This is a genomic window from Pseudomonadales bacterium, from assembly GCA_024234215.1.
Lineage (GTDB): Bacteria > Pseudomonadota > Gammaproteobacteria > Pseudomonadales > UBA5862 > JACKOQ01.
In genome coordinates, this window is sequence record JACKOQ010000001.1 from 489,338 (window position 1) to 513,024 (window position 23,687).

The window sequence follows — 23,687 nt, forward strand, 5'->3', positions numbered from 1 at the left end:
CTGGTTGGCCCAACCAAGCGCCGCGCTGTCGCGCATCTCTCTCCCGTATGCGGGAAAGGAGCCGAGGGAGAGGGCATACATACTTCAAACTTCACTTGGCCGGATCAATAATGTGGGCCTGTCCTTCAAAGCGAAAACTGGCCATATCCCGGAGGCTGCACATGCAGGGCGACCCAACCCAAACCATGCTTGAAAAGCTGCGTCATCTGCCCCCGGACCGTCTGGCCGAGGTGGACGATTTCATCGACTTTCTGCTCAGTCGTGTTGTGGCCCCTTGGCACACTGCGCCGCGTCCGACGCCAGATTTTCCGGTCATCAGCGTCGGGCGGTGGCCGAGCGATCTGAGTCTGCACAGAGAAGATTTGTATGGCGACGACGGACGGTGACGGGCTGTTCGTCGATACCAATGTGCTGGTGTATGCCAATGTCGCCGAGGCGCCGTTCCACCAGGCGGCGCTGGATGCCATTTCCCAGGCAAGCGATCGCGGCTGCCGGCTGTGGATCAGCCGCCAGGTGATCCGGGAATACCTTGTCGTCATGACCCGGCCGCAGACATTCGCCTCGTTGTCGAGAGAACTCGTCCTCGACCAGGTACGCGCTTTTGGCGGCCATTTCAACATTGCAGACGACTCGGCCGACGTCACGCACCACCTGCTGGCGCTTCTGGCCGTGCACCCGGTCGGCGGCAAGCGCATTCACGACGCCAATATCGTCGCCACCATGCTGGCGTGGAATATCCCGAAGCTGCTCACCCAAAACGTGGAGGATTTCGCCTGTTTCAATGAAATTGTTCATGTGGACTCACTGGAATAGGTTTGCCGCGTGCCTGTGCAATGGACACACCTCGTCAGGAGAATTGCAGTTTTCATCCCGGCAGCGATTGTTCCGCCGTGCCCGCGTCGCCTGAACACGCACCGCGCATGACCCTCACCCCCACCCCGCTCCCCGACGTGACGGTCGTCACCAGCACTCCCCACACCGACGCGCGCGGCAGCTTTGCCCGCCTGTTCTGCGAGCGCGAATTGGCCGGCGTGCTGGGCGAGCGGCGCATCGTGCAGATCAACCACTCCCGCACCGCCGCCGTGGGCGCCATCCGCGGCCTGCACTTCCAGCGCCCGCCACACGCCGAGATGAAACTCGTGCGCTGCCTGCGCGGCCGGGTCTGGGACGTGGCCGTGGACCTGCGTGCCGATTCGCCGACCTTTCTGCACTGGCACGCCGAGGAACTGACTCCTGACAACCAGCGCATGCTGGTGATACCGGAGGGCTGCGCGCACGGCTTTCAGGTGCTGGCGCCGGACAGCGAGCTGCTCTACCTGCACACCGCCTTCTACGCACCCGACGCCGAAGGCGGCGTCCGCCACGACGACCCGGCGCTCGGCATCCGCTGGCCGCTGCCGGTCACCGACCTCTCGCCGCGCGACCGCAGCCACCCGCTGATCGGGGACCCGTTCGGACGGGCGCCATGAACTGCCGCCACTGCGCCCAGCCGCTGGAGCATGTGTTTCTGGACCTTGGCTTCGCCCCGCCGTCCAACGCTTACCTGACGGCGGACGACCTGCACGCCCCGGAGACCTGGTACCCGCTCAAGCTCTACGTCTGCGCGCACTGCTGGCTGGTGCAGACCGAGGACTACGCCCGCGCCGATGACCTGTTCCGGCCGGACTACGCCTATTTCTCATCCACCTCCAGCACCTGGCTGGAGCACGCCCGGCGTTATGTCGAGGCCATGCGCGAGCGGCTCGCGCTGGGCGCAGACAGCTTCGTCATCGAAGTCGCCGCCAACGACGGCTACCTGCTCCGGCATGTCGTCGCCGCCGGCATCCCGTGTCTCGGCATCGAGCCCACCGCGGGCACCGCGGCAGCGGCCGAACAACTCGGCATCCCGGTGCTGCGGGAATTCTTCGGCGAAGCACTGGCAAAGCAACTGGCCGCCCAGGGCCGGCAGGCAGATCTGATCGTCGGCAACAACGTCTACGCTCACGTGCCGGACATCAACGACTTCACCCGCGGCCTCAAGGCCGCCCTCAAACCGGGCGGCACCGTCACGCTGGAGTTCCCGCACCTGATGCGGCTGATCGAGCACACCCAGTTCGACACCGTCTACCACGAGCATTTCTCCTACCTGTCGCTGCATACCGCGAGCCGCATCCTGGCGGCCGCCGGCCTACGCGTGTTCGACGTGGAGGAGCTGCCCACCCACGGCGGCAGCCTGCGCCTGTTCGGCTGCCATGTGGACGACGCGCGTGCCACCGCGGCCACCGTCGGCGCACTGCTGGCGGAAGAATCCCGCCGCGGCCTGCAACGTCTGGATACCTACGCCGACTTCCAGGCCCGTGCGGATCGCATCAAGGACGACCTGCTCGAATTCCTGATCCAGCAAAAGAAGGCGGGGAAGAAGGTCGCCGCCTACGGCGCCGCCGCCAAGGGCAATACCCTGCTCAACTACGCCGGCGTCAAGCCCGACCTGCTGCCCTTCGTCTGCGATGCGGCGCCGTCCAAACAAGGCAAGTTCCTGCCCGGCAGCCACGTTCCTGTCCTGCCGCCCAATGCCCTGCGGGAGCAGCGGCCGGACTATGTGCTGATCCTGCCGTGGAACATCGCGCCGGAAATCAGACAACAAAACGCCCACCTGACGGCCACGGGCACGCGCTTTGTCACCGCGGTTCCGGAGCTACGCATCACATGAAACCGCGCATCCCGTACACCAAGCCGTCGATCACTGAGCTGGAGGTCCGCTACGCCACCGACGCGGCGGCGAACGGCTGGGGTGAGCACTGCTACGACTACATCCTGCGATTCGAGGAAGCGTTCAAGACTCACCTCGGCGTCGGGTACGCCATTGCAACGTCCAGTTGCACCGGCGCGCTCCATATGGGCATGGCCGCACTCGACATCGGGCCGGGTGACGAAGTCATCATGGCCGACACCAACTGGATCGCCAGCGCCGCGCCCATCGTGCACTTGGGCGCAAAGCCGGTGTTCGTGGACATCCTGCCCGACTCCTGGTGTCTGGACCCGGCGCTGGTCGAACAGGCCATCACGCCTCGTACCAAGGCCATCCTCGCGGTTCACCTGTACGGCAATCTCTGCGCGATGGACGAACTGCTCACGCTTGGCGAGCGGCATGGCATCCCGGTCATCGAGGATGCGGCGGAGGCCATCGGCTCGGTCTACCACGGCCGGCGTGCCGGTTCGATGGGCCGATTCGGCGCGTTTTCCTTTCACGGCACCAAGACGCTGACCACCGGCGAAGGCGGCATGTTCGTCACCAACGATGCCGACCTTTACGAGCGGGTGCTGACGCTCAGCAACCACGGCCGCGCGCGCGGACAAACCAAACAGTTCTGGCCCGACGTGGTCGGCTTCAAATACAAGATGTCCAACATCCAGGCCGCCATCGGCTGTGCCCAACTGGAACGCATCAACGAACTGGTCAACCGGAAGCGGGAGATACTCGCGTACTACAAGGCGCGGCTGGAACGACTCCCAGGCGTCAAGATGAATCCGGAGCCGCCGGGCACCATCAATGGTGCCTGGATGCCGACGGTCGTGTTCGATCATTCTCTCGGCATCGCGCGCGAGATGCTTCAAGCGGTGTTCGCTGAGGAGAACATCGATGCAAGGGTGTTCTTTTATCCGCTATCTGGATTGCCGCCGTTCGAAAAGAACAACATCAATCCGCTGGCCACCAGTATTCCAGAGCGCGCGGTCAATCTTCCCAGTTATCATGACATGACGATTGTGGAACAAGACATGGTGATTTCGCCGTTGCTGAACATTACCAAAAGCATTGTGAAGTGCCAATGAACACGAGACCCGTGCGTTTGGGAATCATTGGCTCTAGCGGTGGCAGCGCGCTTGCTGCGGCTGCTGAATGTCTTGTCGAGGCGGGCAAACATGTCGATTGGGTTGTTGTGACAGATCGCCAGTGTGGCTTGGAGGACTGGGCGAGAGGGCGCGGCCTCTCGCCCAGTCGCATTGATTACAAAGATGCTGAGACATTTTCAAAGAGTGCATTCGAAACGTTTCGCGCAGCCGACTGCACTAACATTTTGTTGTTCTACACGCGTCGGGTTGCCTCGCCGCTGATCGACAGACTCAGAGTCTGGAATATTCATCCTTCATTATTGCCCGCTTTCCCCGGGCTTCATGCGGTTCGCGACGCAGCAGCGGCAGGAGTACGACTTTTCGGTGCAACACTTCACCATGTCGATTCGGGGCTTGATTCTGGAAAAATCGTTGCTCAGGTTGGCGCGCCTTTTCCCGCATCATTGAAGCTGGACGATGTGGAGCATGTGAGCTACCTGCAGAAAGTATGGCTGACGCTTATCTGGTTTGAGCAGCTGCATCATTCTCACTGTCATGTCGATTCAAGAAATTCATATTTGCCAGGCGTGGCAATATCGAATCCCTCTCTTCTGGATAATGGACTGAAGCTTGCGTACCTGAATTTTCTGGCGCGATCCGAAAGACTACTCAGTCAATGAAGCTGGTAATCTCTCAATCAATGTATTTCCCTTGGGCGGGTCTGTTGGAGCAGATTCGTTTGGCCGATACATTCGTTCATTACGATGACGTCCAGCACACTCGGGGTTTCTATAATCGGGTTCAGATAAAGACCGGAAACGGTGTCAGATGGATCACCGTCCCTTTACGAGACTGGCATCAGGGGCAAAGAATCGACGAAGTTCGCATCGACGATCGTGGTGACTGGAGAGGGCAGCATTACGAAATTCTAAGACAAGCTTATTCCAAAACTCCTTTTTGCAAGGAAATGCTTGCCCTCGTTGATAGCGTCTTTGCAAAAAATTCAGATACTCTGTCGGATGTGTCGCGTGCATCCATCATCGCACTTTCCGATTATTTTGGTTTGTCAGAAAAGACACACTTCTCAGATTCGCTGGGCATTGGTGGAAGTGGAAGTCGCCGCATCCACGATATATGTCTCGCTTTTGAAGCAACAATGTATATCACCGGACATGGTGCCAGAAACTATCTTGATCATGAGATGTTCGAGAAAGCAGGAATCCGGGTCGAGTACATGAACTATCGCAAGGTGCCATACCCGCAGATGCATGGAGAGTTTACACCTTACGTGACTGCTCTTGATCTTGTAGCCAATTGTGGGCGGGAAGGCGCAAAAGCCATTTGCTCGGATACAATGTACTGGAAGGATTTTCTGAATGAGCCCGATTCAACAATTTAACGCCGAGATTCTGGAGCGCGTCGAGCATCTTGGAAAGGATGCCGACCTGCAGGCACTTTCCCGCATTTGGATACGCGAAATTACCCCTTATAAATGGGCGTACAATTTTTCCTGGATGGGTCGTCCAGCCATCCAGTTTCCAAATGACGCCTGGGCCATGCAGGAACTCATCTGGCAGGTCAAGCCCGACCTGATCATTGAGACCGGCATCGCGCATGGCGGCTCGCTGATCTTCAGCGCCTCCATGCTCGCCCAACTCGATATCTGCGAAGCCATCGAGGCGGGTGTCAGCATCAACCCCCGGGAATCGCGGCGCAAGGTGCTTGGCATCGACATCGACATCCGCGCCCACAACCGCGCGGCAATCGAAGCGCACCCGATGGCAACCCGCATCCAGATGCTCCAGGGCTCCAGCATCGCGCCGGACGTGATCGCGCAGGTGCAGGCCATCGCAGCCAGCCACTCGCGGGTACTGGTGTGCCTCGACAGCAACCACACCCATGAACATGTGCTCGCCGAGCTGGAGGCCTATGCGCCGCTGGTCAGCGCAGACAGCTACTGCGTGGTCTTCGACACCATCATCGAGGACATGCCCGAGCGCATGTTTCCCGATCGCCCCTGGGCGCCGGGCAACAATCCGAAGACGGCAGTTTGGGAGTACCTGAAAAGCCACCCGGAATTCGAGATCGACAACAGCATCCAGCACAAATTGCTGATCACCGTTGCGCCGGATGGATATTTGCGACGCACATGATGTGCAACCGGTATCGAGGCAAGGAATCTCACGGAAGAAATTTGGTGCTTCGCGACAAGCGTTCACTCACTGTCTGTTGCAAGGTATCGAGCGAGGTGTCCATAGCGCTTTTGCAAGTCGCGTCGCCGTGCGAGTGCCAGTGTCACAATTGACTTGTACAACCAGCTGTAGGCGTTTTGGAACGTGCTTGAGCCGGTACAGAGCTGGTTCAAGCTGCGCAGCAGCAGGGATGAATACCGGTCGTTGAAGAATTCCTGCTGTATTCGAGCGGCCTCGTTTACGTAGGGATGATTGCCCTTGGATAAGGCGTCCGCCGCGTGCCGGAAAGTCAATTTCTTACCAAATCTATGCAGCATGTTTGCCAGTATATCGTGCTCATGGCTGCTCAAGGTGTCGACGGCAGTGACATTCTCGATCATCTTCAGCCAACCAGGCCAGATGGAGGAGAAAGGGGCATTCTCGCTGAAGGAATTCATGTGCAGCGTGAGGAGGGCGACGGGTTGGCTTGAGATGATAAATGGGTAACGTGCGGTGATGCGTAACAGCCAGTCAAGATCCGAGGCAGAGCCCACGGCTGGATCAAGAGGACCAACTGTGCTCAAGACTTCGCTGTTGATGAGTACGCCTGTCCAGACTGGGGCATGGCCGCTGGCCATGTGGGTGAGGCCATCCATGCCGGAATAGAGACCTTCTCTCGGCCATTGTTCGACATGTGCATCGTAAACCTGGCCAGCTTCGGACATTCTGATGGTCACGCCTGCCCATAGTTTCGCCGATGGGTTATGGTTCAAGTCCGCAATGGCTTTGGAGTAGAAGCCTGGAAGGAGTACGTCGTCGTCTGATAGCAGAGAAAAGAGTGGAGTATCGACTCGCGCCAGCGCATGTTGAAAATTGGAAAACCCCCCAATATTTTCTGGATGGCAAAAGTATTTGACGCGCGGGTCGTCGCGGGCCATGGCCTGGACGATTTCACCGGTGGTGTCGCCAGAGGCGTTGTCATAGACACAGACCTGAGATGACACGCCATGCTGTGCGAGCGCGCTCTTGATGGCGCGTTGCAGCAAATTGGGTCTTCGATGGGTCGGGATGACCGTGGTGATCAACGGGTTTTCGTCAAGCATGGTAGGCGTTTTCACTTGGAGCGGTATGTGGTGAATTTTGGCATTTGGTGTTCGGACAGGATGTGTCCAAAATGAACCGATGAAAAAGAGTGTAGGCAATCTGGACCAGTACGCGCCAATCGTCGCGGCCGTACCAAGTGGCAGTGGGGCGGCAGTTGTTCATCGCATGATCGAAGACAACACTCCATCTTACAAGGTCAAGACCTACCCGCCGACCTGGGAATACTGCCCGTTCAAATTGCGCCAGCTGCGTGAACCGACGGCCGCCTTGGTCCACGCGCCGCCGGATCACGCCATATTTGTTTGCCCGCGCCGTACGCCACTGGTGATCACTTTTCACAACTATGTGCTCGACCCGGCGATGCGGGCGCATGGCTCGCTCGCGCAACGGCTACACTATGCGGGTGATTTGCGCCTGTTGACCCGTCTTGCCTTGCGTCAGGCCGTGGCAGTCACGGCCGTCAGTGATTTCACGGCACAGTTGGTGCGGGACGACATGCGCTTTGCCGGCACCATCGCGGTGATTCCAAACGGGGTGGACACACAGCGCTTCCACCCGGCAGAGGAAGCACGCGAGGGCGGTCCGCTGCGGGTGCTGTTCAGCGGCAACCTCACGCGTCGAAAGGGGGCGCAGCTGTTGCCGGAGATTGCCCGGCTGGCCGGACCCGATGTGGCCATCCACTACACCGCCGGCGCGCGTGCCGAGCTCACGGACCCGGGCTGGGCGGGACTGCATCCGGTCGGCCGCGTGCCGCATCACGACATGCCGACGTTGTATCGGCAGTTCGAGGTGCTGTTGCTGCCAACGGTCCGTGAGGGCATGAGTCTGGCACTGCTGGAGGCGATGGCGAGCGGTCTTGCGGTGGTGGCGAGCAATGCCTCTTCCAATCCAGAACTGATCGCCGAGGGCGTCGGTGGTCATCTCTGCCCGGTCGCAGAAGCGGAAGCCTATGCCGCCGCCTTGCGCAGCTTGGCGTCGTCACGCGCCAAGGTCAGAGCGATGGGGCAGGAGAACCGGCGGCTCGTCGAACAGCAGCACAGTGTCGGCAGAATGGTGGGAGCCTATCAGGCGCTTTTTGCAGAAGTCCTGGCCATCTGATCCTTTGGCAGTTCCGTGCCGGGGTGATCAGATCAGAGAGAAGAAACATGACGAGCATTTATGAAAGCGGTGTCTATCTTGAAAACAATCCGCAGTGGCATGAGCAGGATGCACCCTGGAAGGTCACTCAGATCAAGAAGATGCTTGCTCGCAATGGGCTCAGTCCAATGCGGGTATGTGACGTTGGCTGCGGCTCCGGGGAGATCCTCAGGCTGCTTGCCGAAGAGAGCACGGCCTCTGCGACGTTCGTTGGCTACGACATTTCACCTTTTGCTCATGAAATAGCCAAACGCAAGGCGCGTGACAACCTCGGGTTTCGTCTGGAGCCGCTGCCAGGCGCGTCGGAGCAGCCCTATGATCTTCTTCTTTGCGTCGATGTGTTCGAGCATGTCGAGGATTGCTTCGCCTTTCTGCGCGAAATAAAGAGCAAGGCGGTCTACAAGCTGTTCCACATCCCGCTCGATCTGTCGGTGCAGACGGTATTGAGGGCGACCCCACTGTTGCAGCGTCGCGCCTCGATTGGACACATTCATTACTTTACGAAAGATACAGCGCTGGCCACGTTGCGGGATGCGGGGTATGAGATCACCGACCACTTCTACACCCACAAATTCTGCGACACGCCGCAATCTGGTCTGGTCGACAACGTCACGAAGTGGGTGCTCAGTTCCCTTTTTGTCCTGAATGAAGAGCTTGCCGTTCGGATCCTTGGCTGCTCTTCATTGATGGTGCTGGCCAAGTGAGATTCTGAACCCTCCAAGGCGGAAGGTCACGGTCCACCCACGCCAAGGCATTGTCTATTGGTCGCGGGTTGCTAGAATACCGCTCCCCGCCGGTGTAGCTCAGTTGGTAGAGCAGCGCATTCGTAATGCGAAGGTCGTAGGTTCGACTCCTATCTCCGGCACCATCCGTCCTCTTTTCATGCCGATGCTGGCCCGCGCCGGGGTGGGTCGGGTTCGAGCAGGTTCTTCACCACCCGTCTGACGCTCAGATCTTCGGGGTCGATTTCGACCTTGAAGCCGAGCGCGCGCATCAGGTTGAGCATGTCGCGGTTCTCGCTGAGCACTTCGCCTTCGATGCTGCGGTAGCCGCGGCAGCGGGCAATCTCGATCAGGTAGGCCATCAGCTTGCCGCCAAGGCCCTGTCCCTGCCAGCCGTCGGCGACGACGATGGCGAATTCGCAGCTCTGGCCGGTGGCGGTGGTGCTGAACTGGGCGACGGCAATCTCGATCTCCTGCCCATCCTGCTCCAGCGTGACGATCAGGCTCATTCGGGTGCCGTAGTCGATTTTGGTGAACTCGGCGAGCATGCGCCGGTTCAGCTCCGAAAGCCCGCTCCAGAAGCGCAGGTAGCGGCTGCGGTCGGAGAGGTTGCGGACGAAGTTCTGCTCCATCTCGGCATCCTTCGGGCGTATCGGCCGCACGGTGACCTGGGTGCCGTCGCGCAGTTGCCAGGTGCGGATCAGATGTTTGGGATAGGGGCAGATGGCCAGATGGTCGTAGGGGTCGCACTGGATCGCAGGTTCGCGCAGGTAGACCCGCGCATCGACGGCGATGGTGCCCTGTTCGTCGACCAGCAGCGGGTTGATGTCGAGTTCGGCGATTTCGGGGAACTCCTCGACCAGTTCGGAGACCCGGATCAGCACCGTGGCCAGCGCGCTCTGGCTGATCGCCGGAAATCTGCGGTGGGCGCCGAGCAGGTGGCTGAAGCGGACATTGCGGATCAGGTCGAGGGCCAGCTCTTCGTTGAGCGGCGGCAGCGCAACGGCGTGGTGGTCGTAGGCTTCGACCCAGATGCCGCCGGTGCCGAGGCTGATGACCGGGCCAAAGATCGGGTCGGTGGTGACGCCGACCAGCAGCTCCCGCGCCCGCGGCCGGGTGGCCATGGCGGTGATCAGCACGCCATCGAGCCGCGCATCGGGCAGCCGCTTGGGAATGTCGCGCATCATCTGCCAGTAACTGGCGACCAGTTCGGCGGCGGTTCTGAGGTTGAGGGCGATGCCGCCGACTTCGGATTTGTGGTCGATGTCGGGGGAGTGGATCTTCATCGCCACCGGATAGCCGATCTTCTCGGCCAGTTCGATCGCCGCATCGACCCGCTGCACGATGCCGGCCTGCGGTACCGGGATGTGAAAGGCCGCCAGCAGCGCCATCGCCTCCTGCTGGTTGAGTGCGCTGCGGCCGTCGGCGCGCACCTCGGCAATCAGCGCGCGGGCCCGTTCGAGGTCGGGCGGCGCGCGGTCGGGTGTCGGCGCCGGCATCTGCAGCAGCAGTTGCTGGTTCTTGCGGTGGGTGAGCAGGCAGTGGTAGCCGCCGACCAGCGTCTCCGGATACTGAAAGACCGGAATGCGGGCCTCCATCAGCCGCAGCCGCCCTTCGCGCACCGTCTCGCCGCCCATCCAGCAGCAGAGAATCGGCTTGGCGTGCCGATCAGCCAGTTCGACCAGTGCCTGCGCCACTTGGGTGGGCGCGGTCATGCCCTGTGGCGTCAGGATCACCAGCACGCCGTCGATCTCGTCATCCTCCAGGCAGGCAGCCACCGCGTCGCGAAAGCGTTCGGGCGTCGCGTCGCCGTTGATGTCGACCGGGTTGGCGCGTGACCAGTCGCGTGGCAGAAACTGGTCGAGCCGTTCGAGGGTGCGGTGGTTGAGCGCCGGCAGCGTCAGTTGCAGGTCGGCTGCCCGGTCGGCCGCCAGAGCGCCTGGTCCACCACCGTTGGTGACGATGGCCACCCGCTCGCCACATTCGCGGTAGCGTGAGGTGAGGGTGCGGGCGGCGGCGAAGAGTTCGGGAATGTTCTGCACCCGGGTCACGCCGGTGCGGCGCAGGATGGCGTCGAACACCTCGTCGTGACCCACCAGCGCTCCGGTGTGGCTGAAGGCGGCACTGGAGCCGCTCTGGTGGCGGCCCACCTTGATGGCGATGACCGGCTTGACGCGCGAGGCGGCGCGCAGGGCGCTGATGAAGCGGCGCGCATGGCTCACCCCTTCGAGGTAGATCAGGATGCCGGCGGTCTGGCTGTCGTTGATCAGGTAGTCGAGCACCTCGCCGACGTCGACATCGAGGCTCGAACCGAGCGTGATGATGTTGGAGAAGCCGATGCGGTTGACCTTGGCCCAGTCGATGATGGCATTGCACAGCGTGCCCGATTGCGACACCAGCGCCAGGTTGCCGCGGGCGACCTGACCATGGCCGATGCTGCAATCGTAACCGAGTGCAGGACGCACGGTGCCGAGGCCGTTCGGGCCGAGGATGCGCACGCCGCTGTCGCGCAGGGCGGCGTCGAGTTCACGCTGTGCATCGAGGCCGGCCGCGCCGATTTCGGCAAAGCCGCCGCTGTAGACCACGGCGAACTTCACGCCCTTGCGGCCGCAGGCGCGCAGCAGTTCGGCGACGGTGTGGGCCGGGGTGGCGATGATGGCCACCTCCGGCGTGCTCGGCAGTGATTCGATGTCGGGATGGGCCAGCAGGCCGTGAATGCTGTCGCGGTTGGGATTGATGGCAAAGACCTTGCCCTGATAGCTGTGTCCCAGCAGGTTGCGCATGACGAAGTGGCCGACCGCGTCGGGCCGTTCGGTGGCGCCGATGACGGCCACCGAGCGGGGCTCGAACAGCGAGGCGAGGTAGTGACGATGTTCCATGTCGGTCTCTCTTGACGGTGATCAACGCCGTTGCAGCATAGCGCAACGGCGATTTGTTACCATGACCGAAGTCAGCCCAATCCGTGCACCGAGAGTCGCTTGATGTCGATTGCCTTCATCACCCATCCCGACTGCCTGCTGCATGACAGCGGCAGCCACCATCCCGAGTGCCCGCAGCGTCTGAGCGCGATTCAGGATCACCTGATCGAGACGCAACTGTGGGATCTGCTGAAGCATTACGATGCGCCGCTGGCCGAGGATCAGGCGATCGAGGCGGCCCATGGGCGGGCCCACCTGCAACGCATCCGCGAGGCCGTTCCGCAGTCGGGGCTGTTCTATCTCGATGAGGACACCGCGATGGGTCCCGACAGCCTGAGAGCGGCACTGCGCGCGGCCGGTGCGGCGGTGCGGGCGGTCGATCTGGTGCTGGCCGGCGAGGTGCAGCGGGCCTTCTGCTCGGTGCGTCCGCCCGGTCACCATGCCGAACATGACCGGGCGATGGGATTCTGTCTGTTCAACAACATCGCCATCGGAACGCTGCATGCGCTGCACGCCCATGGACTGGAGCGGGTGGCCGTGGTCGATTTCGACGTTCACCATGGCAATGGCACCGAGAACATCTTTCAGCACGATGAGCGGGTGCTGTTCCTCTCCAGCTTCCAGTATCCGTTCTATCCCTTCACCGACATCAACTTTCCGGCCGAGAACATCATCCACGCGCCCATTGCGGCCGGTGCCGGCGGCGCGGAGTTCCGCGAGGCGCTGCGGCGGCGCTGGCTGCCCTACATCGACCACTTCAAGCCGCAGTTGATCATGGTCTCGGCCGGTTTCGATGGCCACCGCGAGGATGTGATGGCGCACCTGCGGCTCGACGAGAGCGACTACCAGTGGATCACCCAGGAGCTGGTGACGCTGGCCGAGCGCCATGCAGCGGGGCGCATCGTCTCGGTGCTCGAAGGGGGTTACCACCTGCCGGCGCTGGCCCGCTCGGTGGCGGCCCACCTGCGCGCGCTGGGCGGTTTCTGACGCCTCTTCGCAGCGGATGCAATCAGCGCCTGATGCTCACTTTCCGGGGTTGAACGGCGGCAGCTTCTTGGGCACCAGCACCTTTTTCAGGTTGGCATACTGCGGAAGGCCGTTGTGGTAGGGGGGGTAGTCCTCGCCCTGGATCAGCGGCAGCAGGTAGTCGCGGCAGGCGTCGGTGATGCCGAAGCCATCGGCGCTGATGTAGTCGCGCGGCATCTTGCGCTCGACATTGGCCACCTCGGCCAGCGGCGCGGCGCCGATGCTCCAGCGGTAGACCGTGCCGGGCTGACGCACGATGGTCGGCATCACCGCATTGCGGCCGGCCAGGGCGAACTCCACGGCGGCCTCGCCGACCGCATAGGCCTGGTCGACATCGGTCTTCGAGGCGATGTGGCGCGCCGCCCGCTGCAGGTAGTCGGCCACCGCCCAGTGGTATTTGTAGTTCAGCTCGCGCTTGACCAGTGCCGCCAGGGTCGGTGCCACACCGCCCAGTTGGAGATGGCCGAAGGCATCCCGGCTGCCAGCATCGCTCAGAAAGCGGCCGTCGGCATGGTGCGCCCCCTCCGAGACCACGATGACGCAGTAGCCATGCTGTTTGACGCTGGCATCGACCTTGGCCAGAAAGCGCGCCTCGTCGAAGGCGATCTCCGGAAAGATGATCAGATGGGGCGGGTCGCCGGTCTTGTCGGCCGCCAGGCCCGCGGCGGCGGCAATCCAGCCGGCGTGGCGGCCCATCACTTCGAGAATGAACACCTTGGTCGAGCTTTCGCTCATCGAGGCGACATCGAGGCCGGCCTCCCTGGTCGAGACCGCCACATATTTGGCCACCGAGCCGAAGCCGGGCGAGTTGTCGGTGATCGGCAGGTCATTGTCGACGGTCTTGGGAATGCCGACACAGACGATCGGATGGCCCATCTCGACGCTGATCTGCGACACCTTGTGCGCGGTGTCCTGCGAGTCGCCACCGCCGTTGTAGAAGAAGTAGCCGATCCGGTGGGCCTGGAAGACCTCGATCAGCCGCGCATACTCGGCGCGGTTCTCCTGCAACCCCTTCAGCTTGTAGCGACAGGAACCGAAGGCGCCGGCCGGGGTGTGGCGCAGTGCGGCGATGGCGCTGGCCGACTCCTGGCTGGTGTCGATCAGCTCTTCATGCAGGGCGCCGAGAATGCCGTTGCGGCCGGCGTAGACCTTGCCGATGCGGTCGCTGTGCCGGCTGGCGCATTCGATCACGCCGCAGGCCGAGGCGTTGATCACTGCGGTGACACCGCCGGATTGGGCATAGAAGGCATTCATCTGGGTCATGGTGCGTCCCTTGTCGAGGTTGCTGGAGGCATTGCCGATGCACGCGCCGTTCCATCGGGGTCGACCATGGCGCCGGCGAATGTCACTATAATAACCGCGTCCGCGCCAGCCGGCGCTGGCGGTCGCACCGATTCCGCGCCTGCTCCTTCAATCGAGTCATCCTGATCTCATGCATCTGCACATTCTCGGCATCTGCGGCACCTTCATGGGCAGTCTGGCCATTCTCGCCAGCGAACTGGGGCACCGGGTCACCGGTTCGGATGCCAATGTCTATCCGCCGATGAGCGATCAGCTCGCCGCGCGGGGCATTGCGCTGCATCAGGGCTATGACCCGGCTCCGCTCGATGCCCGGCCCGATCTGGTGGTGATCGGCAATGCGATGTCGCGCGGCAATCCCGCTGTCGAGGCGGTGCTCAACCGTGGCCTCGACTACTGCTCGGGTCCGGAGTGGCTGGCGCGCCATCTGCTCAACCGGCGCCATGTGATCGCGGTGGCCGGCACCCATGGCAAGACCAGCACCACCAGCATGGTGGCCTGGATACTGGAGTGCGCCGGCCATGATCCGGGCTTTCTGATCGGCGGGGTGGCGCGCGACTTCGGCTGTTCGGCACGGATCGGTTCGGGCAGCCACTTCGTCGTCGAGGCCGATGAGTATGACACCGCCTTCTTCGACAAGCGCTCCAAGTTCATCCACTACCGGCCGCGCACCCTGCTGCTCAACAACCTCGAGTATGACCATGCCGACATCTTTCCCGATCTGGCGGCGATTCAGCGGCAATTCCACCATCTGGTGCGCACCGTGCCGGGCGAAGGGGTGATCATCGCCCCGACGGCAGACAGCGCCCTGCAGGAGGTGTTGAGCGAGGGCTGCTGGAGTCGGCGGCAGGCGTGGCTCGGCTGTCTCGAACGGGGCGAGACCATTCCGCAGAGCGGCTGGTGGGCGCGACTGGTGAAGGAGGATGGCTCGGCCTTTGTCGTCGGCCGCGATGGCGTGCAACGGGCCGAGGTGCAGTGGTCGCTGCTCGGGCGTCACAATGTGGCCAACGCGGTGATGGCGATGGCCGCTGCCGCCGACGTGGGGGTCGATCCGGTGGTGGCCGCGGCCGCGCTGGGCCGGTTTCAGGGAGTGAAGCGGCGGCTGGAGGTGATCGGCAGCGGCGATGGCATCACTGTCTATGACGACTTCGCCCACCATCCCACCGCCATTGCCACCACGCTGCGCGGGTTGCGGCGCCGCATCGGCAATCAGTCGCTGCTGCTGCTGATCGAGCCGCGCTCCAACACCATGCGCAGTGGCGTGCACCGCAGGCAGTTGCCGGCCGCCTGGTCGTCGGCCGATGCGGTTTTCTGGTATCAGCCGGAGGGGATGGACTGGGTGCCCGCAGCCGATCCGACAGTGCCGGTGCACCGCTTCACCAGCGTGACCGGGATGATCGAACGGCTGGTGGCCGAACGTGGCCGCTGGCAGCATCTGGTGATCATGAGCAACGGCGGCTTCGACGGCTTGCCACGGCGGCTGGTCGAGGCGCTGGGGTTGGCTGTGCCATGAGTTCGCCGTCGATGCTGGTCGGGGCGCCGGTGGTGGTGGCGCTGACCGGTGCTTCGGGGGTGCAGTATGGGCTGCGGCTGATCGAACTGCTGGTGGCGGCCGACCGCCCGATCCAGTTGCTGCTCTCCAAGGCGGCGCATCGGGTGATCGAGATCGAGACCGATTGGAGCCTGCCGGCCAATCCAGCTGCTTTGCAGGCAGCGTTGACCGAGCGGTTCAGGGCCGCGCCGGGACAGATCGCCGCCTTCGGGCGCGAGGATTGGCTGGCGCCACCGGCGTCGGGATCGGCCCCCAGCGCCGGCATGGTGATCTGCCCCTGCAGCATGGGCACGCTGGCGGCGATTGCGCAGGGGCTGTCGGACAACCTGATCGAGCGGGCCGCCGATGTGGCATTGAAGGAGCGGCGCCGGCTGATCGTGGTGCCGCGCGAGATGCCCTACTCGGAGATTCATCTGGAGCAGATGCTGCGGCTGACCCGCATGGGGGCGTTGCTGCTGCCGGCCAGTCCCGGTTTCTACCACCGTCCGCAACGCATCGAGGATCTGATCGACTTCGTGGTGGCCCGCATTCTCACCCATCTGGGCATCGAGCAGCGGCTGCTGCCGGCATGGGGGTATGCCTCTGCTGTGCAGCCGGTTGAAAACGAAAAAGTTTCTTCACATTCAGGATCATAGCCATGGTGTTTTTCTCGCCAAAGAAGAGCTGGGCCCGCGAAGAGCTGCTCCACCTGCTGTCACTGTCGGGCACTCTGGCGGGCCTGTGCATCACCGGAGTGACCCTGCTGCATGGCCTGGCCGGCAGCTCAAGGATGGAGAGTCTGGCCGATGAGATGCTCGCCTTCTCGGCACTGCTGTTTCTGCTGAGCTGCTATCTGATCTTCTTTGCGCTGCGCCACAGGGAGAGTCGCCACGCGCAGCGGCTCGAAATGGTCGCCGACGGGCTGTTCTTTGTGGCGCTCACCGGCATGGTCGCTGCCGGTTTCGTGATGGTCTGTCTGATTCGATGAGGGCAACCCGGATGCATCGATTTCAATGGGCTGATACAGGGTGCAGCCGATGACGCAACGGATCGATCAGCGTCTGGACGTCACCGGGCTCAACTGCCCGCTGCCGCTGCTGAAGGCCAAGCAGGCGCTCAATCGGCTGCCGGCCGACAGTTACCTCGAAGTGGTCGCCACCGACCCCGGTTCGGAGCGCGACTTCCAGATCTTCGCCAAACAGAGCAGTTACCAGTTGCTGCGACAGTGGCACGAGGCCGAGTTCATCCATCACCTGCTCTACAAGCCGTGATGCCGTGGCCCTGCGCGATCAGGTCGCCATAGGCGGCGATCTCCTGCGCACGGTTGAGGTTGACGAAGGCGGCATGCTCGGCCGAGAAATCGACCCACCGGCTGCGACAGCGGCGATAGAATTCGCGTGGCGCACTGCCGCCGGCGGCCAGATGGTCGGCCACCGCGCCGGCCAGCTCGACGCGCCAGAGCGCGCAGAGCGATTGCAGCCGTTCGCCATCATGCACCACTGCCACCTCGGCATTGTGCTCGAGCAGTTGTCGGCCCAGCCGCGCCACCCAGTGCGCTGGCAGCGCCGGCGTGTCGCAGGGCGCGATGGCGAGATAGGGGGTGGTGCAGACCGCGAGCGCGGCAGCGATGCCATGCAGTGGCCCGGCATGGCCTGGCTGCGAGTCGCTGATCAGTCGATCGCCGAACTGGGCGTAGCGGTCGTGGTGGCGGTTGCAGCAGATCAGCAGTGTGCCCACCTGCGGCGCCAGCCGCTCGCGCACATGGGCGATCAGCGGGCGGCCTGCAAGGGGGTGGAGTCCCTTGTCGCACCCCCCCAATCGCTGACCGGCGCCGCCGGCCAGAATCACGCCGGTGATCTGGGCGCGTGGCAGAGCGGGGTCTGGACTGTTTGCGTCACGCATGGCGGGATACTACCATCGCCCAGCAACCAGGTCACAGAGAGCCCCATGCTTTACCAGGTCGACAGACTGATCGAAGAGACCCGCCGCATTGCCGCCGAATACCGGCGCGCAACAGGGCAGGTGTTGCCGGTGAGCGGCGAGCTGGCCCGCCATGACGCGGCGCGCCTGCTCGGTCTGACCCTGCTCCACAACGCCGAGCAGGGGGTGGATGCCATCGATGCGGCGCAGCTCAAGTATCAGATCAAGAGCCGGGTGATCTTCAATCAGGAGCGTGGCGGGCAGCGCATCGGCCAGATCAGCCTCGAGGGTGGCTGGGATCGGCTGCTGCTGGTGACCATGGATGCCAGCTACCAGCCGACGGCGATCTATCAGCTCGATCGGGAAGCGGCCAGCGCGGCGGTCGGCGACGGCAGTGCCGGGCGGCAGAAGCGCGGCGCCCTCTCGGTGGCCCGGATCAAGGCGCTGGCCACGCGGGTCTGGAGCCCGACTTGAGCCAACCGCCGGCCGTCGACGCCGCAACCGGGCCGCCCGCCATACACCCGGTCGCCGCGCTGCTCGATCGGGCCGGTCCCTTTGCCGCACAACTGCCGGGCTTCATGCCGCGCCAGTCGCAGATGGCGATGGCGGCACTGGTGGCCGACACCCTCGAAGCGCGCGACATCGCCGTGATCGAGGCCGGCACCGGCACCGGCAAGACCTTCGCCTACCTGCTGCCGGCCGTCATCAGCGGCAAGCGGGTGATCATCTCCACCGGCACCAAGAATCTGCAACAGCAGCTCTTTTTCCGCGACCTGCCGGCGCTGCTGCGGGTGCTGGGACTCGATCTGTCGAGCGCGCTGCTGAAGGGGCGTGGCAACTACCTCTGTCCGCACCGGCTGGGCCTGACGCTCGAGAGCGTGACACTGTTCGAGCACGAAGATCGGCAACTGCTGGGCGAACTTGCGCAGTGGCACAGCGGTGGCGGCAGTGGTGATCTGGGCGACTTTCCTGCGCTCGACGAGGCCCATCCGCTCTGGCCGCGCATCACCAGCAGTGCCGACAATTGCCTGGGGCAGGAGTGTCCCGATTTCAGCCGCTGTCCGCTGATGGAGGCGCGGCGCGAGGCGCTGAAGGCCGAACTGGTGGTGATCAACCACCACCTGCTGTTTGCCGACATGGTGCTCAAGGAGGAAGGCGTCGGCGAACTGCTGCCGGGTGCCCATGCCCTGATCATCGACGAGGCCCATCTGCTGCCGGAGATTGCCGGCCAGTTCTTCGGCGAGCGGCTGTCGAGCCGGCAGTTGATCGAACTGGCGCGCGACAGCGAGGGTGCGGCGCTCAAGGAGGCGGCCGATGACCTGCCGTTGCGGCAGCTGGCGGCCGGGCTGGAACAGGCTGCGCGGCGGCTGCGGCGGACGCTGGGGCCGAGCGAGCAGCGCGCGCCGTGGAACCGCCTGCTCGACCGCGCCGAGTTCAGCGCCCAGGCCGACCAGTTGCACGAGATGCTCGAGCAACTGCGGCAGCGGCTCGAACTGGTGCAGGGACGGGGCCGCGAACTGGCCCTCTGTTGCGAGCGCGCCGGCCGGCTGTCGACCATTCTGGCCACGCTGCTGAGCGAGCAGGCACAGGAGTCGGTGCGCTGGTACGAGACCAGCGAGCAGGGCTTTGCCTTCAACCGCACGCCGCTGTCGGTGGCCGAACCCTTCCGTCAGGCGCTCACCGGCTACCGTGCGGCCTGGATCTTCACCTCGGCCACCTTGGCCGTCGGTCAGAAGTTCGACCATTTCATCGCCCAGTTGGGGCTCGACCGGCTGCCCCGGCCACCGCGCGGCTGCGTGCTGCCCAGCCCGTTCGACTATTCGCGTCAGGCACTGCTCTATCTGCCGGCGCAGATGCCCGAGCCCAACCAGCCCGACTTCACCCACTGCTGGATCGAGCGGCTGCTGCCGCTGCTGCGCGCCAGCCGGGGCGGGGCCTTTCTGCTCTTCACCAGCCATCGGGCGCTGCGCGAGGCAGCGACGCTGCTGCGGCAACAGATTGACCTGCCGCTGCTGGTGCAGGGCGAGCTGTCGCGGCGCGCCATGCTCGAACGGTTCATCGAGCGTGATGATGCCCTGCTGCTGGGGGCCAGCAGCTTCTGGCAGGGGGTTGACATCCCCGGTCAATCGCTGCGGCTGGTGGCGATCGACAAGCTGCCTTTTGCCAGCCCGGACGATCCGGTGACTCAGGCGCGGGTCGATGCGATGCGTCGCCAGGGCGGCAACCCGTTCAACGACTACCAGTTGCCGCAGGCGGTGGTGAGCCTCAAGCAGGGGGTGGGGCGGCTGATTCGCGGCGTGACCGACCGGGGCGTGCTGGTGATCGGTGACCCTCGATTGCGCAGCCGCAGCTATGGCAGAATCTTCCGCCAGTCGCTGCCGCCGATGCCGGTGACCGACTACGAAGCGCAGGCGGTCGAGTTCCTCGAAGCGCTCTGCTCACCCCTCCCTGCCGCCGACAGCGAAATGCCCGACCATGGCCAGACTGCTTGCCCTTGAGACCTCCAGTGAACGCTGCTCGGTTGCCCTGTGGTGGGAGGGCGCGCTCAGCGAGCGCCAGGTCGATCTGCCGCGTGAACACAACCGCCAGCTGCTGGGCCTGATCGAAGCCTTGATGGCCGAGCACGATGCCCGCTTTGGCGAGCTCGATGCCATCGCCTTCGGCGCCGGACCCGGCTCCTTCACCGGACTGCGCATTGCCTGTGGCGTCGCGCAGGGGCTGGCGTTGGGCGCGGAGATCGGCGTGCTGCCGGTGTCGAGTCTGGCGGCGCTGGCCCATGCGGCCGCGCTGCGTCATCCGCAGCAGCGGGTGTTGACCGCCGTCGATGCGCGCATGGGCGAGATTTACTGGTGCGGCTATCAGTTGCAAGCGCAGCGGCCGCAGCCGCTGCTGGAGGAGTGGCTGGGGCCGGCAGCGCAGATTCCGCTGCCGGCCGGACTCGATCTGGCCGACACGGTCGGGGTCGGCAACGGCTGGAGCCAGCCACAGCCGCTGGTCGAAGCGCTCGGTGGAGAGCCGGCCCGGATCGATGCCGGACTGCTGCCCAGTGCAGCCGCTGTGGTGGCGCTGGCACTGCCGGCGCTGGCGCGCGGTGAACTGCTGCCGCCCGAAGCCGCCCAGCCCAGCTATCTGCGCGAACAGATCTCCTGGCGCAAGCGGGCCGATCGGGGTCTCTCTTCAGGAGGTTGAAGCCGCCTCTGCCGCCTCCTGCTTCGACGGCAGCTTGCGCAGCGTGTAGACATCGAAGCGGCAACTGGAGCCCTCGAGGCTGTGGTGCGCGGTCAGGCCCGCCAGCGGTGGCGCCTGGCGCGGCCGCTTGACCACCACCCGATAGCGCGCCCGCTCCAGCGCCAGCGGCAGCAGTGCGTCGGCATCCTCGTCATGCCCCACCAACTGCTGCAACAGCACCATCGTCCTGCGTGGCAGCGCTGACTTGCGGCGCGGTGGAAACATCGGGTCGAGGCAGATGACATCGTGCTGTCGTCCGCTGGCCAACTCGTCGCGGGCGTCGCATTGCCGCAGGGTGATGCAGGTGACGATGGCGGCCAACTCCGCCTTCTGGCCGGCGCGTGCCAGTGCATCGGCCAGCAGTGCCGCCATCACCGGCGAGCGCTCGCAGAGGGTCACCTGGCAGCCGAGGCTGGCCAGCACAAAGGCATCGGTGCCGAAACCGCCGGTGGCATCGAGCAGTTGCGGACGAAAACCGCCACGCAGACCCACTGCCCGGGCCAGGGGTTCCTGGGTGCCGCCACCGTGACGACGCCGGTAATCGAGGCGGCCATGGCCGAAATCGATCCGCAGCGGCTGTTCGCCCGCTGCGTCCATGCTGTGCAGGGCCAGTCCATCCTGATCGAGAATCAACAGCAGCGCGGCGGAATCGGCCTGTTCGATCGCGATCAGCGGCAACTGGTGGCGCATGGCCAGCGCTTCGGCCTGCTCGGCGAAGCAGGAGGTGGAGTCGTGCAGGATGCCGACGCGCTGAAGGGTCACACGTAGAGGTCGACACCCACCAGGGTGACTTCAGGCGTTTCGGTTACCGGTGGCGTAGCCCACTCGCCATAGGCACGCAGTGCGGCGCGCGCCTGTGCGGTCAGCGTGCGTTGCCATGGGTCGAGATTGGTACCGCCGCGCGGGCTCGACTCGCGCCAGACGGGGCGGCGCAGGGTTTCCACGCTGTCCTTAGCCGCGACGGCCTCCCGCGTGGCGAAACTGGTGCGTTCCGCTGCACGCACCGGCCACTGCGGTGTGGCACTGCGTGGCGCCGGCAGGGTGGAGGGGGTGATTGCGCTGGAGGACATGGGTGCGGTGGCCGGTGTTGGCGGTAGCCATGTGGGTGAGATGGCCGAAGTATAAATGAAAGCGGCATGCCCTGTGATCCGACCTTTGAATCTTCACGCCAACAGAAAGGCCCTGGCTTTGAGGCCAGGGCCTTTCATCGATCGGTCAGTGTGGATCAGACGGGTGGTCTGACCCGCAGCGGGCTCAGGCGGCTGGGATGTAGATGTCCCGCACCTTGCGCCGCTGGATCTTGCCGGCATCGCTGCGCGGCAGTGCGTCCATGAACTCGATCTTGCGCGGGCACTTGAACTTGGCCAGGTTCTGCTGGCAGAAGCTGATCAGATCCTGCTTCAGTTCTTCAGAGGGTTTGACGCCCTCTTTCAGTTCGATCACCGCCATCACCTCCTGACCCCAGTCGGGGTTGGGCACGCCGATGGTGCAGGCATCGCTGACGGCAGGATGCTTGAGCAGCGCGGCATCGACCTCGGCGGGGTAGATGTTGACGCCACCGGCGAGGATCAGGTCGGCGCGGCGGTCGGAGAGGTAGAGCCAGCCCTCTTCGTCGACCCAGCCCATGTCATGCATCGAGTAGTGGGTGCCATTGCGGTAGGCCTTCTGCGTCTTCTCTTCGGCCTTGAAGTATTTGAAACCGCCCTCGGGAGGCACCGGAATCCAGATGATGCCGATCTCGCCCGGTGGCAGCTCCTGGTCGGTCTCTTCGCTGACGATGATCAGTCCTTCCGGTGCCAGACCCACGCCGCCCGGTTTCTTTCTCCATTCGGCCGGGGTGATGGTGGTGCCGACCCCTTCGGTGGCGCCGTAGTATTCATAGATGATGTCGCCGACCCAGTCGAGCATCTGCTGCTTGACGTGCACCGGACAGGGCGCGGCACCATGAATGATGAACTTCAGCGACGAGAGGTCGTACTTCTTGCGCACCTCTTCGGGCAGGGCCAGCATTCGGTGGAACATGGTCGGGACCATGTGGCTGTGGGTGATCTTGTGTTTTTCGATCAGTTGCAGGGTTCGTTCAGGATCCCACTTGTCCATCAGGTAGACGCCGAGGCCGTTGCCGAGCGCGGCCAGCAGGTCGATGCCGAGCGGTGCGGCATGGTAGAGCGGCCCGGTGCAGAGGGTGACGTCGGTCGCCGGCTGGTAGTTGGCATACTGGGTGACGGCCGAGGGCGAAGAGGCGGCCTCGCGGTAGACCCCCTTGGGATAGCCGGTGGTGCCGGAGGTGTAGAGCATCTGGAAGCCGCGGACCGGCGCGTCGATGTTGCTGGTCGGTTGCTCCTTGATGGCGCTCTCCAGGTTCTGGAAGCCGGGAATGTCGCCGCCGATCGACAGCGCCAGTTTGACGTCGGGGCTCTCCTTGAGCACCTTGGCCATGGTGTCGGCGAAGCGGGCATCGCCAAACAGCACCTTGGATTCCGAGTCGTTGACGATGTAGGCCATCTCCGGGGCAGTCAGGTGCCAGTTGACCGGCGATACGCGCATTCCGGTGCGGAAGCAGGCCATCAGCGCTTCGACGAATTCGGCGCGGTTGGAGCAGATCAGTGACACTGCATCACCGGCCTTCATGCCGTTGGCGCGCATCAGATGGGCGATCTGGTTGATGCGGGCATTGAGTTCGCCGTAGCTGCGGGTGGGTCCCTGATCAGCCATGATCGCGACACGGTTGGGGTTTTTGTTGGCATGGAAGGCCACGATCATGCCGCAGCCAGCTGCGGCCATCGGATCGTTCAGGTAGGCAGGTTCGCTCATCGGTTGT

General features: G+C 63.7%; 25 protein-coding genes and 1 tRNA gene. 19 read left to right on the top strand and 7 right to left on the bottom strand.

What is annotated here, in order from left to right; translation table 11 throughout:
- Window positions 1-161 precede the first annotated feature (161 nt).
- From H7A13_02385 to H7A13_02420, 8 genes are all read left to right on the top strand, one after another.
- Entirely contained in the window at window positions 162-386 is a 225-nt protein-coding gene (locus tag H7A13_02385; GenBank protein ID MCP5332197.1) for a hypothetical protein, read from the top strand.
- Window positions 367-813 carry a PIN domain-containing protein gene (locus H7A13_02390; protein ID MCP5332198.1) on the top strand — a complete coding sequence of 149 codons (447 nt, stop codon included), beginning with the start codon at window positions 367-369 and terminating at the stop codon, window positions 811-813. Before H7A13_02385 ends, H7A13_02390 begins: the two co-directional genes overlap by 20 nt.
- A 107-nt stretch (window positions 814-920) precedes the next feature.
- Window positions 921-1,469 carry a dTDP-4-dehydrorhamnose 3,5-epimerase gene (gene rfbC / locus H7A13_02395; GenBank protein MCP5332199.1) on the top strand — a complete coding sequence of 183 codons (549 nt, stop codon included), beginning with the start codon at window positions 921-923 and terminating at the stop codon, window positions 1,467-1,469.
- Entirely contained in the window at window positions 1,466-2,689 is a 1,224-nt protein-coding gene (locus H7A13_02400; protein MCP5332200.1) for a class I SAM-dependent methyltransferase, read from the top strand. The genes rfbC and H7A13_02400 overlap by 4 nt, the downstream gene beginning before the upstream one ends.
- On the top strand, window positions 2,686-3,810 hold the full coding sequence (locus tag H7A13_02405; GenBank protein MCP5332201.1) for a DegT/DnrJ/EryC1/StrS family aminotransferase: 1,125 nt from the start codon (window positions 2,686-2,688) through the stop codon (window positions 3,808-3,810). The genes H7A13_02400 and H7A13_02405 overlap by 4 nt, the downstream gene beginning before the upstream one ends.
- A complete protein-coding gene (locus H7A13_02410; GenBank protein ID MCP5332202.1) occupies window positions 3,807-4,490 on the top strand; it encodes a hypothetical protein in 684 nt (227 codons plus the stop codon). The genes H7A13_02405 and H7A13_02410 overlap by 4 nt, the downstream gene beginning before the upstream one ends.
- On the top strand, window positions 4,487-5,209 hold the full coding sequence (locus H7A13_02415) for a WbqC family protein (GenBank protein MCP5332203.1): 723 nt from the start codon (window positions 4,487-4,489) through the stop codon (window positions 5,207-5,209). Before H7A13_02410 ends, H7A13_02415 begins: the two co-directional genes overlap by 4 nt.
- Window positions 5,187-5,963, top strand: a complete 777-nt coding sequence (locus H7A13_02420) for a cephalosporin hydroxylase family protein (protein ID MCP5332204.1) — start codon at window positions 5,187-5,189, stop codon at window positions 5,961-5,963. The genes H7A13_02415 and H7A13_02420 overlap by 23 nt, the downstream gene beginning before the upstream one ends.
- Before the next feature lie 62 nt (window positions 5,964-6,025).
- Here H7A13_02420 and H7A13_02425 read toward each other — a convergent pair whose 3' ends face one another.
- Entirely contained in the window at window positions 6,026-7,084 is a 1,059-nt protein-coding gene (locus H7A13_02425; protein MCP5332205.1) for a glycosyltransferase family 2 protein, read from the bottom strand.
- Between the two features lie 166 nt (window positions 7,085-7,250).
- Between H7A13_02425 and H7A13_02430 the strand changes: the two genes are divergently transcribed.
- The 3 genes from H7A13_02430 (at window position 7,251) to H7A13_02440 (ending at window position 9,090) form a co-directional block, all read left to right on the top strand.
- Window positions 7,251-8,183, top strand: a complete 933-nt coding sequence (locus H7A13_02430) for a glycosyltransferase family 4 protein (protein ID MCP5332206.1) — start codon at window positions 7,251-7,253, stop codon at window positions 8,181-8,183.
- Between the two features lie 47 nt (window positions 8,184-8,230).
- Complete coding sequence (locus H7A13_02435; protein MCP5332207.1) at window positions 8,231-8,926, top strand: class I SAM-dependent methyltransferase; 696 nt, start codon at window positions 8,231-8,233, stop codon at window positions 8,924-8,926.
- A gap of 88 nt (window positions 8,927-9,014) precedes the next feature.
- Window positions 9,015-9,090: transfer RNA gene (locus H7A13_02440), tRNA-Thr, on the top strand.
- A 12-nt stretch (window positions 9,091-9,102) separates the two neighbouring features.
- Here H7A13_02440 and H7A13_02445 read toward each other — a convergent pair.
- A complete protein-coding gene (locus tag H7A13_02445; protein MCP5332208.1) occupies window positions 9,103-11,823 on the bottom strand; it encodes a GNAT family N-acetyltransferase in 2,721 nt (906 codons plus the stop codon).
- A 102-nt stretch (window positions 11,824-11,925) separates the two neighbouring features.
- Here H7A13_02445 and H7A13_02450 point away from each other — a divergent pair, with 102 nt between their 5' ends.
- Window positions 11,926-12,849, top strand: a complete 924-nt coding sequence (locus tag H7A13_02450) for a histone deacetylase family protein (protein MCP5332209.1) — start codon at window positions 11,926-11,928, stop codon at window positions 12,847-12,849.
- Window positions 12,850-12,885: 36 nt separating this feature from the next.
- Here the strand turns inward: H7A13_02450 and H7A13_02455 are convergent, their stop codons facing one another.
- The gene (locus H7A13_02455) at window positions 12,886-14,151 is read right to left on the bottom strand and encodes a 6-phosphofructokinase (protein ID MCP5332210.1); all 1,266 of its coding nucleotides are present in this window, start codon (window positions 14,149-14,151) and stop codon (window positions 12,886-12,888) included.
- 169 nt (window positions 14,152-14,320) lie between these two features.
- Between H7A13_02455 and mpl the strand changes: the two genes are divergently transcribed.
- The 4 genes from mpl to H7A13_02475 are packed head-to-tail and all read left to right on the top strand — an operon-like array spanning window position 14,321 to window position 16,989.
- Complete coding sequence (mpl, locus tag H7A13_02460) at window positions 14,321-15,700, top strand: UDP-N-acetylmuramate:L-alanyl-gamma-D-glutamyl-meso-diaminopimelate ligase (GenBank protein MCP5332211.1); 1,380 nt, start codon at window positions 14,321-14,323, stop codon at window positions 15,698-15,700.
- On the top strand, window positions 15,697-16,374 hold the full coding sequence (locus H7A13_02465) for a UbiX family flavin prenyltransferase (protein MCP5332212.1): 678 nt from the start codon (window positions 15,697-15,699) through the stop codon (window positions 16,372-16,374). The genes mpl and H7A13_02465 overlap by 4 nt, the downstream gene beginning before the upstream one ends.
- 2 nt (window positions 16,375-16,376) lie before the next feature.
- Window positions 16,377-16,706, top strand: coding sequence for a hypothetical protein (locus H7A13_02470; protein MCP5332213.1), 330 nt, complete (start codon window positions 16,377-16,379; stop codon window positions 16,704-16,706).
- A gap of 49 nt (window positions 16,707-16,755) precedes the next feature.
- Window positions 16,756-16,989: a sulfurtransferase TusA family protein gene (locus H7A13_02475; protein MCP5332214.1), complete on the top strand. Its 234-nt coding sequence runs from the start codon at window positions 16,756-16,758 to the stop codon at window positions 16,987-16,989.
- Here H7A13_02475 and mobA read toward each other — a convergent pair.
- The gene (mobA, locus tag H7A13_02480; protein ID MCP5332215.1) at window positions 16,961-17,620 is read right to left on the bottom strand and encodes a molybdenum cofactor guanylyltransferase; all 660 of its coding nucleotides are present in this window, start codon (window positions 17,618-17,620) and stop codon (window positions 16,961-16,963) included. The genes H7A13_02475 and mobA overlap by 29 nt on opposite strands.
- A gap of 45 nt (window positions 17,621-17,665) precedes the next feature.
- Here mobA and H7A13_02485 point away from each other — a divergent pair, with 45 nt between their 5' ends.
- The 3 genes from H7A13_02485 to tsaB all read left to right on the top strand — a co-directional run bounded on the left by H7A13_02485 (window position 17,666) and on the right by tsaB (window position 20,827).
- Window positions 17,666-18,112, top strand: a complete 447-nt coding sequence (locus tag H7A13_02485; GenBank protein ID MCP5332216.1) for a hypothetical protein — start codon at window positions 17,666-17,668, stop codon at window positions 18,110-18,112.
- A 104-nt stretch (window positions 18,113-18,216) separates the two neighbouring features.
- The gene (locus H7A13_02490; protein ID MCP5332217.1) at window positions 18,217-20,136 is read left to right on the top strand and encodes an ATP-dependent DNA helicase; all 1,920 of its coding nucleotides are present in this window, start codon (window positions 18,217-18,219) and stop codon (window positions 20,134-20,136) included.
- Window positions 20,114-20,827, top strand: coding sequence for a tRNA (adenosine(37)-N6)-threonylcarbamoyltransferase complex dimerization subunit type 1 TsaB (gene tsaB, locus H7A13_02495; GenBank protein MCP5332218.1), 714 nt, complete (start codon window positions 20,114-20,116; stop codon window positions 20,825-20,827). Before H7A13_02490 ends, tsaB begins: the two co-directional genes overlap by 23 nt.
- On the opposite strand, the gene H7A13_02500 is transcribed toward tsaB, so the two are convergent.
- The 3 genes from H7A13_02500 to H7A13_02510 form a co-directional block, all read right to left on the bottom strand.
- Window positions 20,816-21,556, bottom strand: coding sequence for a class I SAM-dependent methyltransferase (locus H7A13_02500; protein ID MCP5332219.1), 741 nt, complete (start codon window positions 21,554-21,556; stop codon window positions 20,816-20,818). The two genes, tsaB and H7A13_02500, sit on opposite strands and share 12 nt — an antisense overlap.
- Before the next feature lie 68 nt (window positions 21,557-21,624).
- Window positions 21,625-21,936 (bottom strand): hypothetical protein, encoded by a 312-nt coding sequence (locus H7A13_02505; protein MCP5332220.1) that lies wholly within the window; start codon window positions 21,934-21,936, stop codon window positions 21,625-21,627.
- A gap of 184 nt (window positions 21,937-22,120) precedes the next feature.
- A complete protein-coding gene (locus H7A13_02510) occupies window positions 22,121-23,650 on the bottom strand; it encodes an AMP-binding protein (protein ID MCP5332221.1) in 1,530 nt (509 codons plus the stop codon).
- Window positions 23,651-23,687 lie beyond the last annotated feature (37 nt).